10 protein-coding genes are annotated in these 13902 nt (G+C 58.2%); 7 read left to right on the plus strand and 3 right to left on the minus strand.

The genetic code is table 11. The annotated features are described in order from the left end of the window. Positions 1–30 precede the first annotated feature (30 nt). The gene (locus ACLEIV_RS05240) at positions 31–198 is read right to left on the minus strand and encodes a hypothetical protein (protein ID WP_410455598.1); all 168 of its coding nucleotides are present in this window, start codon (positions 196–198) and stop codon (positions 31–33) included. 164 nt (positions 199–362) lie between these two features. Between ACLEIV_RS05240 and ACLEIV_RS05245 the strand changes: the two genes are divergently transcribed. From ACLEIV_RS05245 to ACLEIV_RS05260, 4 genes are all read left to right on the plus strand, one after another. Then, the gene (locus ACLEIV_RS05245; RefSeq protein WP_410455599.1) at positions 363–1295 is read left to right on the plus strand and encodes an NADP-dependent oxidoreductase; all 933 of its coding nucleotides are present in this window, start codon (positions 363–365) and stop codon (positions 1293–1295) included. A gap of 31 nt (positions 1296–1326) precedes the next feature. Continuing rightward, positions 1327–4134 carry a M16 family metallopeptidase gene (locus ACLEIV_RS05250; protein WP_410455600.1) on the plus strand — a complete coding sequence of 936 codons (2808 nt, stop codon included), beginning with the start codon at positions 1327–1329 and terminating at the stop codon, positions 4132–4134. A 74-nt stretch (positions 4135–4208) separates the two neighbouring features. After that, positions 4209–5792, plus strand: coding sequence for a glutamate--cysteine ligase (gene gshA / locus ACLEIV_RS05255; RefSeq protein WP_410455601.1), 1584 nt, complete (start codon positions 4209–4211; stop codon positions 5790–5792). A 447-nt stretch (positions 5793–6239) separates the two neighbouring features. Beyond that, positions 6240–6983 carry a helical backbone metal receptor gene (locus ACLEIV_RS05260; protein WP_410455602.1) on the plus strand — a complete coding sequence of 248 codons (744 nt, stop codon included), beginning with the start codon at positions 6240–6242 and terminating at the stop codon, positions 6981–6983. Positions 6984–7035: 52 nt separating this feature from the next. On the opposite strand, the gene ACLEIV_RS05265 is transcribed toward ACLEIV_RS05260, so the two are convergent. Then, positions 7036–7782, minus strand: a complete 747-nt coding sequence (locus ACLEIV_RS05265; protein WP_410455603.1) for an outer membrane protein assembly factor BamD — start codon at positions 7780–7782, stop codon at positions 7036–7038. Between the two features lie 113 nt (positions 7783–7895). Here ACLEIV_RS05265 and rluD point away from each other — a divergent pair, with 113 nt between their 5' ends. The 3 genes from rluD (at position 7896) to clpB (ending at position 12301) form a co-directional block, all read left to right on the plus strand. Continuing rightward, positions 7896–8876, plus strand: a complete 981-nt coding sequence (gene rluD / locus ACLEIV_RS05270) for a 23S rRNA pseudouridine(1911/1915/1917) synthase RluD (RefSeq protein ID WP_410455604.1) — start codon at positions 7896–7898, stop codon at positions 8874–8876. Next, complete coding sequence (pgeF, locus tag ACLEIV_RS05275; RefSeq protein ID WP_410455605.1) at positions 8867–9616, plus strand: peptidoglycan editing factor PgeF; 750 nt, start codon at positions 8867–8869, stop codon at positions 9614–9616. The genes rluD and pgeF overlap by 10 nt, the downstream gene beginning before the upstream one ends. A 111-nt stretch (positions 9617–9727) precedes the next feature. Continuing rightward, a complete protein-coding gene (clpB, locus tag ACLEIV_RS05280; protein ID WP_410455606.1) occupies positions 9728–12301 on the plus strand; it encodes an ATP-dependent chaperone ClpB in 2574 nt (857 codons plus the stop codon). 36 nt (positions 12302–12337) lie between these two features. Here clpB and ACLEIV_RS05285 read toward each other — a convergent pair whose 3' ends face one another. Next, on the minus strand, positions 12338–13537 hold the full coding sequence (locus ACLEIV_RS05285) for an NnrS family protein (RefSeq protein ID WP_410455607.1): 1200 nt from the start codon (positions 13535–13537) through the stop codon (positions 12338–12340). Positions 13538–13902 lie beyond the last annotated feature (365 nt).

The raw sequence follows: 13902 nt of genomic DNA on the forward strand, positions 1-13902 counted from the left end.
GGGCTAATCCCGAGTCGCTCATCCCGGGGGTTAACGGGTTAATACCATCATCAGGCTCAGAAAGGCCGCAAGTCCCCAGCCGAGGCCGATAATCCAGTAAAACACCCGGGCGCCCTGTTTGATGGGAATGCGGTTATAGAGTAAAAACAGATACCAGAACAGGGCCGGTATCAGCGGTAGCAAAAACAGTCGAGTCATGGTGATGCCTTATGGAGAATGAAACCTGAATGATATGGTATTCAACCATCATTGAACTGTATCAATGAGAACTTCATTGAGCCAATTATCATTCAGGGTCAGCTGAAGCCGTGTTATGTTGCAAGCTGAGTCATCGCTTATCAATAGTGGACAAGGAGTGAGACATGAAGCAATTGGTCATCAAGGCTTTCGGTGATGCGAGTCAACTGGTGCTGGTCGAGGAAAGCAGCCCGGCGCTGGCCGCCGATCAGATCCGGGTGCAGATGCACTATGCCGGAGTGAATCCTATCGATGCCAAGACTCGGGCCGGTCTCGGCTGGGGCGCTCAGGCCATCAAGGATAAGCTGCCCTGGTCGCCGGGCTTTGAAGTCATGGGTACCGTGCTGGAAGTGGGTGCCGAGGTCAGCATTCATCAAGCCGGCGATCGGGTGTTTGGCCTGTTGACCGGAGGTGGCTACAGCGAGAAGTTGGTGGTGCCGGCAAGCTGCCTGCTGCCGGTGCCCGATGAGGTCAGCGATGAAATGGCCGCCGGCCTGGCGCTGGCCGGTGCTACCGCCTGGCAGGGATTGACCGAGCACGGCGGCCTCAAGGCCGGCGAACGGGTGCTGATTTCCGCCGCTGCCGGAGGCGTTGGCCATCTGGCGGTGCAGTTGGCCAGGGGGCTGGGGGCCACCGTAGTGGCACTGGGCTCGTCTGCTAATCACGATTTCCTGCATAATCTGGGTGCCGATGAAGTGTTCGATTATCGCGATTCCGCCGCTCTTGAATCCATGGCGCCGGTGGATTTGTTCTTCGATCTGGTAGGTGGAACTTCCGGCTGTTCACTTCTGTCTCATGTTAAATCCGGTGGTCGTGTGGTGACGGTGCCGACCATTACCGCCGATGAGGTGAAGGCCGCCGCCGAGCCACTGGGGTTGACCGTGACCGGCATGCTCAAGCGTAACGACACCCAGCATCTGGAATTGTTGATGCAGGCGCTGGCCGAACAACGGCTGCGGGTGGAAGTGAGCCAGGTGTATCCGCTGGCCGAGGGCGCGGCGGCCCATCGTCAGATTGAAACCGGTCATACCCGCGGCAAGATATTGCTGCAGGGATGACCGGCCTAGCGACTTGATATAAGGAAACCCCATGAAGTATTGGTCCCTGTTGTTGCTCTTGTTCCCTTTGCTGGCACCGGCCGCTCCGCTGTTGGTTCAGGAAGTGGAGCAGGCCGAAGACGGGCTGGTGATCCCCTACCGGATGTACCGGCTGGATAACGGCCTGACGGTGCTGCTTAATGCCGACAAGTCCGATCCGCTGGTGCATGTGGAGATGACCTACCACGTCGGCTCTGCCCGGGAAGAGCCGGGTCAGACCGGCTTTGCCCACTTCTTCGAGCACATGATGTTTCAGGGCTCCAAGCACGTGGGCGATCAGGAGCATTTTCGCCTGGTCAACGAGGCCGGTGGCACCATGAACGGCACCACCAACCAGGACAGAACCAATTACTTCGAGACGGTGCCGGCCAATCACCTTGAAAAGATGTTGTGGCTGGAAGCGGATCGCATGGGGTTTCTGCTGGAGGCGGTGAGCCAGCGCAAGTTCGAAATTCAACGTGACACCGTCAAGAACGAACGTGGCCAGCGTATCGACAACCAGCCCTATGGACTGGTGGGCGAACGCATGGGGGAGCTGCTCTATCCGCGGGATCATCCCTACAGCTGGCAACCCATCGGTTATGTGGAAGATCTGGATCGGGTCAACGTGGATCATCTGAAGGCATTTTTCAAACGCTGGTATGGCCCCAACAATGCCACCCTGGTGATCTCCGGTGACTTCGAGACCGAGCAGACCCTGGACTGGGTGGAAAAGTATTTCGGACCCATTCCCGCCGGCCCCAGTGTGACCTCGGCCGAGCCGCAACCGGCCAAACTGGAACAGAGTCGCTACCAGACCCTGGTGGATTCTCGCATTCGCATGCCGATGCTGTATCTGTCTTATCCCACCGTTTACCTGGGTCACCAGGACGAGGCGGCGCTGGATGTGTTGTCCAATGTGCTGGGCGGGGGCAAAAGCTCGCTCTTGTATCAGCAGCTGGTGGAAACCGGAAAGGCGGTCAGCGCCGGGACCAGCCATTACTGTGCCGAGCTGGCCTGTACACTGAGCGTCTGGGCCTACAGCAATCCGTCCAAAGACGGCTCTCTGGCACCGCTCAAGCAGGAAATAGACCGCATCGTGGCCGAGGTAGCCGAACGGGGTATCAAGGCCGATGACGTTGAAAAGGCGGTGACCGAACTGCGTGCCGACTTGATCCTCGGCCTCGACAGCACCAAGGGTAAGGCTCGCCAGCTGTCGCTGGGGCAGGTGCTGAAAGACGATCCCCTCTATGCGATCAATGCCTGGCGTCAGCTGGCCGGGACCACGCCGGAACAGGTGACGGCTGTGTATCGCCGTTATCTGCAGGATAAACCGGTGGCAGCCCTGAGCGTGGTACCGACCGGTAAAAACGACTGGCAGGCCGCCGTGCCCAATAATGAGGTGGCCGAACGACAGTTGCCCGCCCCCGATGAGGCGCTCGCGTCATTGCCGGATCGCAAGGTAGAAGACAGCTTCGATCGTAGTGTGATGCCCCCGGCGGCGGAGCCGGTGAAAATCAAGGTGCCGCCGCTGTGGCAGGACTCCCTGGGCAACAACATTCAGTTGCTGGGCACGGTCAACGACGAGATACCGGCGGTATCGGTGATCCTGGCGCTCCCCGGCGGCCAGCGGGCCGAAAGCCCGGATGACATCGGGCTGGCCACCCTGACGGCGGCGATGATGAATCAGGGATCGGAGCGGCTGAAGGCCGGTGCCTTCAGCGAAGCGCTGGAGCGACTCGGTGCCAGCATCAGCGTGCGCAGCGGTTTTTATACCAACCTGATTGAAATCACCAGCATGACCGAGACCCTGCCGCAAACCCTGGCCTTGGTGGAAGAGCTGCTGTTTCACCCGGGTCTGCGTGAGCAGGACTTTGAACAGGTCAAATCCAGGTTGCTGGAGTCCATGGCCCAGAACCGGCATCAGCCCGCCTGGCTGGCCCAGCATGCGTTTCGTCAGCTGATGTACGGTAATACCCGCATGGGCTTGCCGGACGAGGGCCGCGCCGAGCAAATCAGAGCCATCACGCTGCAGCAGGTGCGTGATTACTATCACCGTTATTACAACCCGGCCAATGGTCATGTGCTGGTGGCCGGCAGTCTGACCCCCGGGCAGGCCCGGACGGCGTTTGGTTTTTTGACTCGCTGGCAGGGTGAGACACCGGCCGTACCCGAGGTCAGTGTGCTACCGCAACCCGCGGCGGCAGGTATTTATGTGGTGGATGTACCCGGGGCCGTGCAGTCGGTGCTGCGTATCGGCCGTCGTGCTTTGCCGCTGGATGCTACCGGGCCTTTTTTCCATGCCAACCTGATGAACTTCAACCTGGGTGGCAACTTCAACAGCCGCATCAACCAAAACCTGCGTGAGGACAAGGGCTTCACCTATGGTGCCAACTCCTATTTCACCGGCAACCGCGATGCGGGCGTGTTCGTGGTGGCCACCGATGTGCGTGGTGACGCGACAGTTCCGGCCATCGAGAACATTCTGTCGGAGTTCAGCCGCTTCCGGGAGCAGGGCCCGAGCCAGGAGGAACTGAGTTATCTGCGCAGCAGCTACTCCCAGCAGGATGCCCTGTCCTACGAAACCCTGGGTAACAAGGCGGGTTTTCTGCTGCAGTTGGCGATGATGCAGCTGTCACCGGATTACCTCGATGAACAGCAGCAGATAGTAGCCGGTATCGACAGCAAGGCGCTGACCGAGCTCGCCGAGCAGTGGCTGGATCCCGACGATATGGTGGTGGTGGTGGTCGGCGACAAGGAAAAGCTTGAAAAATCGCTGGCGCAACTCCATCTTCCGGTACACGACTTTACCATTGAGTAACGAGGCCAGACCTCTCGCGGGATAACACTGTCGCCATTGACTAGCGGTTATCCCGTGCCAAAGAGTAACCAATAATGACCAAAACAACATTAACACTGGCCGAACGACTCCAGGCCTGGCACTCGCCGGCGCGCCTGCCCGCCATCAAGGGAATTCGTCGTGGCATAGAGCGAGAAAGCCTGCGCATCACGCCAGACGGTCACCTGGCCCAGACCAGCCACCCCGAGGTACTGGGCTCGGCCCTGACCCACGCTAACATCACCACCGATTTTTCAGAATCCCTGATGGAGTTCATTACACCGGTGTCGGATTCGGTGGAGATATTGCTGGCGCAGCTGGGTGATATTCACGGCTATACCATGCGCCATCTGGGCGAAGAGCAGCTATGGCCGCTGAGCATGCCCTGTCTGCTCAAGGGGGATGATCATATTCCGCTGGCCCGGTATGGCAGCTCCAATGTCGGGCGAATGAAAACCCTCTATCGGCAGGGTCTTCACCATCGCTACGGCAGCCGGATGCAGGTGATCTCGGGGGTGCACTTCAACTTCTCCATGCCAGACAGCTTCTGGAGTGAATGGCATCAGTTGGAGGGCAACGGTGGTTGTCTGCAGGATTTTGTGTCCGACAAGTACCTGGGGCTGATCCGCAACGTCTATCGTTTCGGCTGGCTGATCCCCTATTTGTTTGGTGCCTCACCGGCGTTGTGCGGATCTTTCCTCGACGGGCGAGATCATCAGCTGCCGTTCGAGCGGCTCGGCAAGGGTACTCTCTATCTGCCCTATGCCACCTCGCTGCGACTGTCGGATCTGGGCTATACCAACAACGCCCAGGCCGAGCTCAATATCTCGTTGAGCAGCCTGGATGAATACGTTGCCTCGCTGCGTCGTGCCATCGGCACCCATGCGGCGGAGTTTGCCAAAATCGGCGTCAAGGTGGACGGGGAATACCGCCAGCTCAACGACAATGTGCTGCAGATAGAAAACGAACTCTATGCACCGATCCGACCCAAGCGCACCGCCGAAAGTGGTGAAAAGCCGTCGGAGGCCCTGGCCACCCGCGGCATCGAATATATCGAAGTGCGCTCAGTCGATGTGAACCCCTTCTCGGCGGTGGGCATAGATGCGAGTCAAATTCGTTTCCTGGATACCTTCCTGCTCTGGTGTCTGCTGACGCCGTCGGCGTCGCTGACGGAGGGCGAGATTGCCCTCAACCGGCGCAACTTCAACAAGGTGGTGCTGGAAGGGCGCAAGCCCGGCCTGGAGCTGGAAGTGTTCGGCGGCGAGCCCCTTACCCTCAAGGCGTTGGGCGAGCGTTATTTCGGCGAGCTGAAAGAGGTTGCGGCGCTGCTGGATGCCTGCTGTGGCCGAGGCTGTTACGGCAAGGCTCATGCCCAGCAGCTGGCGGCGATTCGGGATCCGGGGCTGACCCTGTCGGCCCGGGTACTCGACGAACTGCAACAGAGCGGTCAGGATATACTGCCCTTTGGTCTGGCCCTGTCGAAGCACTATCATCAGCAGCTGCAGCAAAGTCGCCCCCGGTACTGGGAAGACAGCTACTTCGACGAAGAAGGCGCTCGCTCCGAAATGCGTCAGCGCAAGATAGAAAGCTCCGACACCATCGGCTTCGATGAATTCCTGCAGAATTACTTCGGGCAGTAATCTTCCAGTAAGAGGATGCCTCTTGGTCACATGTTTTTGTTGATTTCTGGTGACAGGTGAGCCTAGAAAATCGGACAAAGGGCACTACTCCGCCGACACGCCGTATGACATGACACTCGCTGTTTCAGCCTGCTGCGAATATTCACTGGATATTCGGTCAGGCTGAAACGGCTCGTCACGGCGAGCAAGCTCGCCCCTGGGGCTCGGCCGCGCCCTCCCTGGCGCGGCCGGGAAATGCTCCTGCCGTTCAGGCATTCCCACCATCCATGGTGGTCAGATGGTCGGCTGAGCGTCACAGGGATATGCTCGCAGCGTGTCGGAGGAGGCAACCCTGTTGCCTCTTTATCCCGCTAGCTGATGGGTGGTTAAGATATAGGGTAAGAGGTGAGGGGCCAAGCGTGAATTTCATGTCTGGTCCCTCTCGGTTTTTAACAACAAGGAAGCGTGATGAGAGTGGTGTGTCTGGTGCCGTCATGGACCGAAACCCTGATCGAGTGCGGTGTTAATGTAGTGGCGCGGACCCGATATTGCGTACACCCGGCCGACAAGGTGGTCTCGTTACCTGTCGTCGGTGGCACCAAGGATGTGCAGTGGAGCAAGGTCGAGGCGCTGGCGCCGGATATGGTGATTTTCGATAAAGAAGAAAACACCCTGGAAATGGCAGAGACCTGCCCGTATCCCTATTTCGCTACCGAGGTGAAATCGGTACACGACATGCCGGAGGCGCTCGAGCTGCTGGCGCAGCAGTTGGGTTCAGATGCCTTGCTGGATTTGAGCGCGCGCTATCAGGCGGTTCTGGCCGAAACAAAAGCCTGCTCGCCCGAGGTGTTGCCGCTGTTGTCCGGTGACTCCGCTTCCTCGCTCTCGGTGCTGAACGACAATAGAAAGTGGCTGTACCTGATTTGGCGCAAGCCGTTCATGACTGTGGGCCGAGACACCTTTATCTATTCCGTATTCGCGCATCTGGGCTTTGCCGACAAGCTGCTCACCTTCGACGATCGCTACCCTTCATTAGAGGAAGAGTGGATTCGCGAGCACAACCCTGTGCTGCTTTGCTCCAGCGAGCCCTATCCCTTTGCGGGCAAGCTGGAGCAGACCAGAGCAGAGCTGCAACTTGACGCGGTATTGATCGATGGCGAGCCTATGTGCTGGTACGGAGTGCGTTCGCTGCGCTACCTGGAGTCGCTATAAAAACCGTACAAAAAAGCCCGCATGCGCGGGCTTTTTTGTTGCTGGCAGATGGTTAACCGGCGGGGAAGTTGGCTTTCAATACGGCCTTGGCGTTGTTGGCCATGTTGGTCAGCCCCAGGGTGCTGTAGGCCTCGGCCATGATCTGCAGCGCCGGTTGCAGGGTGTCGGTATCCGGATAGGATTGCACCACGAATTTGGCACGGTTGGCGGCGGCCAGCCAGGCACCCCGTTTCATGTAGAACCGGGCTACGGCCAGATCGTATTTGGCCAGCCGATTTTTCAGAGCCACCATGCGGGCCCGGGCATCGGCGGCGTAAACGCTGTCCGGGTACTGGCGCAGTAGTTGACGGAAATCGGCAAAGGCCTGGCGGGCATAGGCCGGATCCCGGTCGGCTCTGTCTACGTTGAGCAGCTCCTGAAAGAAATTATGATCGGTGGCCATGTTGGTCAGGCCCCGCATGTACTGGGCATAATCGACGCTGGGGTGGTTGGGGTTCAGGCGAATGAAGCGATCTATGTTGGCCAGGGCCCGGGCGGTGTCATCCTGCTTGTAGTAGGCATAGATAAGATCGAGCTGTACCTGATTAGAGTAGGCCCCAAACGGATAGCGAGAGTCCATGGCTTCCAGCAGCTCTGCGGCACGGATAAAATTACCGGCCTGCAGGCGAGCCTGTGCATCCTGATAAAGCACTTCGGGCGGCTCGTCCGGTACTTCGTCTTTTTTGGTGCTGGAGCAGCCGGTGGCGGTCAGCGCCAGGGCAAGAGTCAAAGTGAGCCATACGCTTCGTTGTTTAGCCATGTAAAGAGTCCATTTTTGCGATTCGGGAACCAAGTAAGCGGAAACTGATTAAGCTCAGCGTCAAGAACCGCTAGAATACCCAATTAAACATCATTTGGTAACCAGTGGTCTCTATGAGCCAGCAAATCGAACTGAACGGCGTCGTTGCCGATCATCAATACGGTCAGCGTTTGGATCAAACGTTGGCAGACATGTTCCCCGATTATTCCCGTACCCGGATAAAAACCTGGATTCAACAGGATCAGGTGCGGCTGGATGGTCAGGTAGCCAACAAGCCCCGGGAAAAGGTGCTGTCGGGGCAACAGGTGGTGATTCACGCCGAGCTGGAAGACGATGTACGCTTCGAGCCCGAAGACATCCCTCTGAACATCGTCTACGAAGACGACGACATCATGGTGATCAACAAGCCGGCAGGCCTGGTGGTGCACCCGGGTGCGGGCACGCCGGGCGGCACCCTGCTTAATGCCCTGCTGCACTATTGCCCGAGCATTGCCGAAGTTCCCCGTGCCGGCATAGTGCACCGGCTCGACAAAGACACCACGGGTCTGATGGTGGTGGCCAAGACGATACCGGCGCAAACGCACCTGGTGACGGCGCTGCAGGGGCGGGAAATCACCCGGGAATATGAAGCGGTAGCTATCGGCCACATGACGGCCGGTGGCACTGTGGAGGCCAACATAGGTCGTCACCCCACCCAGCGCATTCAGATGGCGGTGGTCCCTTCCGGTAAACCGGCGGTAACTCACTATCGCGTGATGGAAAAGTTTCGTGCCCACACCCGGCTGCGCCTGCGGCTGGAGAGCGGCCGGACCCACCAGATCCGGGTGCACATGGCGCACCTCAAGCACCCGCTGGTGGGTGACCCCGTCTACGGCGGTCGCCTCAAGCCACCGCGCAGCGCCAATCCCGAATTGCTGGCGTTTTTGCGTAACTTCAAGCGTCAGGCCCTGCATGCGGTGATGCTGCGACTGGAACATCCGATCAGCGGTGAAATGATGGAATGGCATGCACCCATTCCCGATGATTTTGTGGCCCTGGTCGAGGTGCTGCGCGCCGACACCAAAGATCATCCGGACGATTTGGTATGGATCTGATCCTGCCCGACTGGCCGGCGCCAACCAATGTATGTGCCGCCCAAAGCAGTAGAACCGGAGGGGTGAGCCCTGCGCCGTTCAACAGCCTGAACCTGGGCACCCATGTGGGTGACAAGCTCTTGTGGGTGCAGGCCAACCGGGAGCGGCTGGCTGCCTGTCTCAACCTGCCGAACGAGCCCGTATGGCTGGAGCAGGTGCACGGCATCCGGGTGCTGAGTTTGCCGGATGACTTGTCGGATAACATGAATAATCCCACCGCCGATGCGGTAGTGAGCCGTACCCCGGGCCAGGTGTGTACCGTGATGACCGCCGACTGTCTGCCGGTGCTGTTCTGCGATCAGGCCGGTACAGTGGTCGCCGCGGCTCATGCGGGCTGGCGCGGGCTGGCGTCGGGCGTGCTGGAAGCCACTCTGCAGGCCATGGCGGTGGATTCGTCCGAGGTGCTGGCCTGGATGGGGCCGGCTATCGGCCCGGCGGCCTTCGAGGTGGGCGGTGAGGTAAGAGATGCCTTCATCGATCATTCTTCTCTGGCGGTAGATGCCTTCGTGGCTCATGGCGATGTGAAAGGCGACAAGTGGCTGGCCAACATCTATCACCTGGCCCGGCTACGGCTGGCAGCGGCGGGGGTCACGCATATCTACGGTGGTGAACACTGCACCTATACCGATGCACAACGGTTTTTCTCTTATCGGCGTGACAGAGAAACCGGTCGCATGGCGAGCCTGATCTGGCTGGATTAGCCAAAACTTATCTGCCGGCTGGTTGATATTCAGCCATAAAACCCCATCTTTAGTATCAGTAATCAATCTTGTGTTCCCGCCAGGTGGCGGGGGTATTTGAGGAGAGTTCTGATGCGTCTTGATCGTCTTACCAGTAAATTTCAGCTCGCCCTGCAAGATGCCCAGTCGATGGCATTGGGGCGTGATCATGCCTATATGGAAGCGGCTCATCTGCTGGTGGCCATGCTCAATCAGGAAGGCGGTACCCTGCGTCCCTTGCTGACCACCGCCGGGGTCGACAGCAATGCACTGCGATTGGAGCTGGATAAATCTCTGGATCGGTTGCCCAAGGTTAGCGGAGGCGATATGGATGTGCAGGTGTCGCCGGTGCTGGCGCGCTTGCTCAACCAGTGCGACAAGCTGGCGCTGCAACGTAAGGATGCCTACATCTCTTCGGAGCTGTTTTTGCTGGCGGCGCTGGAGGACAAAGGAGAGCTGGGCGAGGCACTCAAACGGCTGGGCCTGACCAAAGACAAGATCAGCAAGGCCATAGAGCAGGTACGCGGCGGCCAGAAGGTGGACGATCCCAACGCGGAAGAAAATCGCCAGGCACTGGAAAAATACACCATAGATCTGACCGAACGGGCCGAACAGGGCAAGCTGGATCCGGTGATCGGCCGGGACGATGAAATTCGCCGTACCATTCAGGTGCTACAACGGCGCACCAAGAATAATCCGGTGCTGATTGGTGAGCCCGGTGTCGGTAAAACTGCCATCGCCGAAGGCCTGGCGCAGCGAATCATCAACGGCGAGGTACCGGAAGGGCTCAAGAACAAGCGGGTGTTGTCACTCGATATGGGCGCGCTCATTGCCGGCGCCAAGTATCGTGGCGAATTTGAAGAACGACTCAAGGCGTTGCTCAACGAGCTGGCCAAGGAAGAAGGGCAGGTGATCCTTTTCATCGATGAGTTGCACACCATGGTCGGCGCCGGCAAGGGCGAGGGCGCCATGGACGCCGGTAACATGCTCAAGCCCGCGCTGGCGCGGGGCGAGCTGCACTGTGTTGGAGCGACCACCCTCGATGAGTACCGCCAGTACGTAGAAAAAGACTCGGCCCTCGAACGCCGCTTCCAGAAAGTATTGATCAACGAGCCGACAGTGGAGGATACCATCGCCATTCTGCGTGGCCTCAAAGAACGCTACGAGCTGCATCATCATGTTCAAATCACCGATCCGGCCATAGTGGCGGCGGCGGTGTTGTCGCATCGTTATATTGCCGACCGTCAGTTGCCGGACAAGGCTATCGATTTGATCGATGAAGCCGCATCCAGTATTCGATTACAGATCGACTCCAAGCCGGAGCCGCTGGATAAACTGGATCGCCGCATCATCCAGCTTAAGCTGGAAGAGCAGGCGCTGTTGAAAGAAGACGACGAAGGCAGCCGCAAGCGCTTGCAGCTGATCCGTGATGAACTGGCCGAGAAAGAAGGTGAGTACGCCGATCTGGAAGAGATATGGGTCTCGGAAAAAGCGGCCATGGCCGGCACTCAACATATCAAGGCCGAGCTGGAGCAGGTGCGTCGGGATTTGGACGTGGCACGCCGGGCCGGAGATTTGGGCCGTATGTCCGAGCTGCAATACGGCCGTATCCCCGAACTGGAAAAACAGCTGGATCTGGCGGCCCAGGCCGAAATGCAGGAACAGCATCTGCTGAAAAACCGGGTCACCGACGAAGAAATTGCCGATGTGCTGTCGCGCTGGACCGGTATTCCCGTCGCCAAGATGCTGGAAGGAGAAAAAGACAAGCTGTTACGTATGGAAGACTGCCTGCACGAGCAGGTGATCGGCCAGAACGAGGCGGTCGAGGCGGTGTCCAATGCCATTCGCCGCAGCCGGGCAGGATTATCCGATCCCAACCGGCCGGTGGGCTCTTTCCTGTTCATGGGGCCGACCGGTGTGGGTAAAACCGAGCTGTGCAAGGCGCTGGCCGATTTTCTGTTCGACAGTCGCGATGCCATGGTACGCATCGATATGTCGGAGTTTATGGAAAAACACTCGGTGTCTCGTCTGGTGGGGGCGCCTCCCGGCTATGTGGGTTATGAAGAGGGCGGTTACCTGACCGAGGCGGTGCGGCGCAAACCCTATTCGGTGATCCTGCTGGATGAAGTGGAAAAGGCGCATCCGGACGTGTTCAACATACTGCTGCAGGTGCTGGATGACGGCCGCCTGACCGACGGTCAGGGGCGTACCGTGGATTTTCGCAATACCGTGGTGATCATGACCTCGAATATCGGCTCGGATCTGATCCAGGAGCACAGCACCGCCAAGGATTATGATGAAATGAAGGAAATGCTGATGGATGTACTGAGCCATCAGTTCCGGCCCGAGTTCATCAACCGTATCGACGATATAGTGGTATTCCACCCGCTGGGCGAGGATCAGATAAAGTCTATTGCCCGTATTCAGCTGCAGGGGCTGGTAGAGCGGCTCGAAGACAAGGGTTTCGAGGTCACCATTACCGAACGGCTGCTGGAAAAACTGGCCCATGCGGGTTTCGATCCGCTGTTTGGCGCCCGTCCGCTGAAGCGGGCGGTACAGCAGAAAGTGGAAAACCCACTGGCGCAGGCCATGCTCTCTGGACGGGTGGTTCCCGGCAAACCGCTGGAACTGGATGCCGACAATGACGGCCTGATACTCAATCAGTAAATAAAAATCCCGCTGCGGCGGGATTTTTATTGCGTGTTAACCCGGCCGGCCGTCGATTCTTGGTCGGGTCAGTATCGGCCAGTACACCCAACTGAAAAGCCCAAAGGCCAACATCCAGGCCATGGCACTGGCGTGATAGGCGATATTGGTCATGCCGGGTACCAGCAAAGGTAGCAGGCTGCGCAACAGTGCCGCCAGAATCAACAAGGCAAAGGCAATAACGACGGGGCGGCCTATCTCCAGCGACCGACCGGAGTGGCCCAGCGATACCCGGGTAACCATCCCCAATATCACGGTGCCCAAGGCCCCGGCGGTCAGCCAGTGACTGGCCAGGGAGATGCTGATCCCCCAATTCAACAGCGCCGCGGCCAGGGCCAGCAAGCCCAGGGGTATAAAGAGATAGCCCAGGTGCAGTACCCACAGCAGGGGGATATTCAGTGTCAGTTTGCTGTTCCAGCGGGCCAGGCGAATCAGGTTGGCAAGAGCCGCTATCAGCAGGATCGCAGCCAATACGCCATTAAAGCCGTCGGTGCGCGGCAACAACAGCCAGCCAAGTCCCCCCAGCCAGAGCGATCCCAGAGCGAGCTTTTCCAGCCAAATCAGTGGCTCGGTTTTTTCGGTACCGGTGGCGCGGGCGGTAAAGAAGGGAATTACCCGGCCACCCATCACGGCAATCAAACCGCTCAGGGCCAGCACGGTCGCAATAAAGGCGCGCTCGCTCAGCAGCCAGTTACCACTGACGGCGGCGTAATAGCTGAGCGCATTGAGCAGGGTGAATACGATGAATAAAGGTACGAAGAACAGGTTGCGCCATTGTTTTACTTGCAGCACGGGCCAAGCCACCATGCCGGCCACCAGTGGCAGCCACAACAGGTCGAGCATGATCACCAGTGGAGCAAGCTCACCTCGTAGTGGCATCAAGAGGCGGGGAAGTAGCCAGATCCCGGCGACCAATGCCAGCGGCCAGCCGCGCACCCCGGCAATACCGGTCCAGTTCTGCATGGCGGTAAGCACGAAGCCGGCGACGATGGCCAGTGCAAAGCCGAAGATCATTTCATGGGCATGCCACCAGATGGGATTGCGGACTCCCGGCAATACCGTCATGCCCGACAGGCTGAGCAGCCACAGCATCATGGCCAGACAGGAAAAAAGCGCACCTCCCAGAAAGAACACTCGAAACCCGAGCCGGAACAGTGGCCATATCCTGCTTTCTTTGTCTGCGTCCAGTATCTGCATTTATCGTTATCCTTTATTGGTATTTCACATGCAGATTATATAGTAGCGTCATCAGAAAACATGGATCAGGATCAAAACGGGGTGATTAAAACCATCTTCGTTTAAATAAAAAACGAATTGTTTGAATTGTCAGCGTTTGGATGCCAAAGGCCTGTTTTTATCAAAAAAGCCCTTGCGCAAAATCGGCCGCTCCCTATAATGCGCATCCACTGACACGGGGCAACACGCCCACGGTCACCAGGGTTGAAAGACAACGAAACAAAGTTTGATTCAACGCTTGACGAACAACACGGAATGCGTAGAATACGCATCCCTGACCTGAACAAGGTCACGCTCTTTAACAATTTATCAAGCAAACTGTGTGG

Origin of the sequence: Oceanisphaera submarina, from assembly GCF_046521305.1 — a bacterium.
Classification (GTDB): Bacteria; Pseudomonadota; Gammaproteobacteria; order Enterobacterales; family Aeromonadaceae; genus Oceanimonas; species Oceanimonas submarina.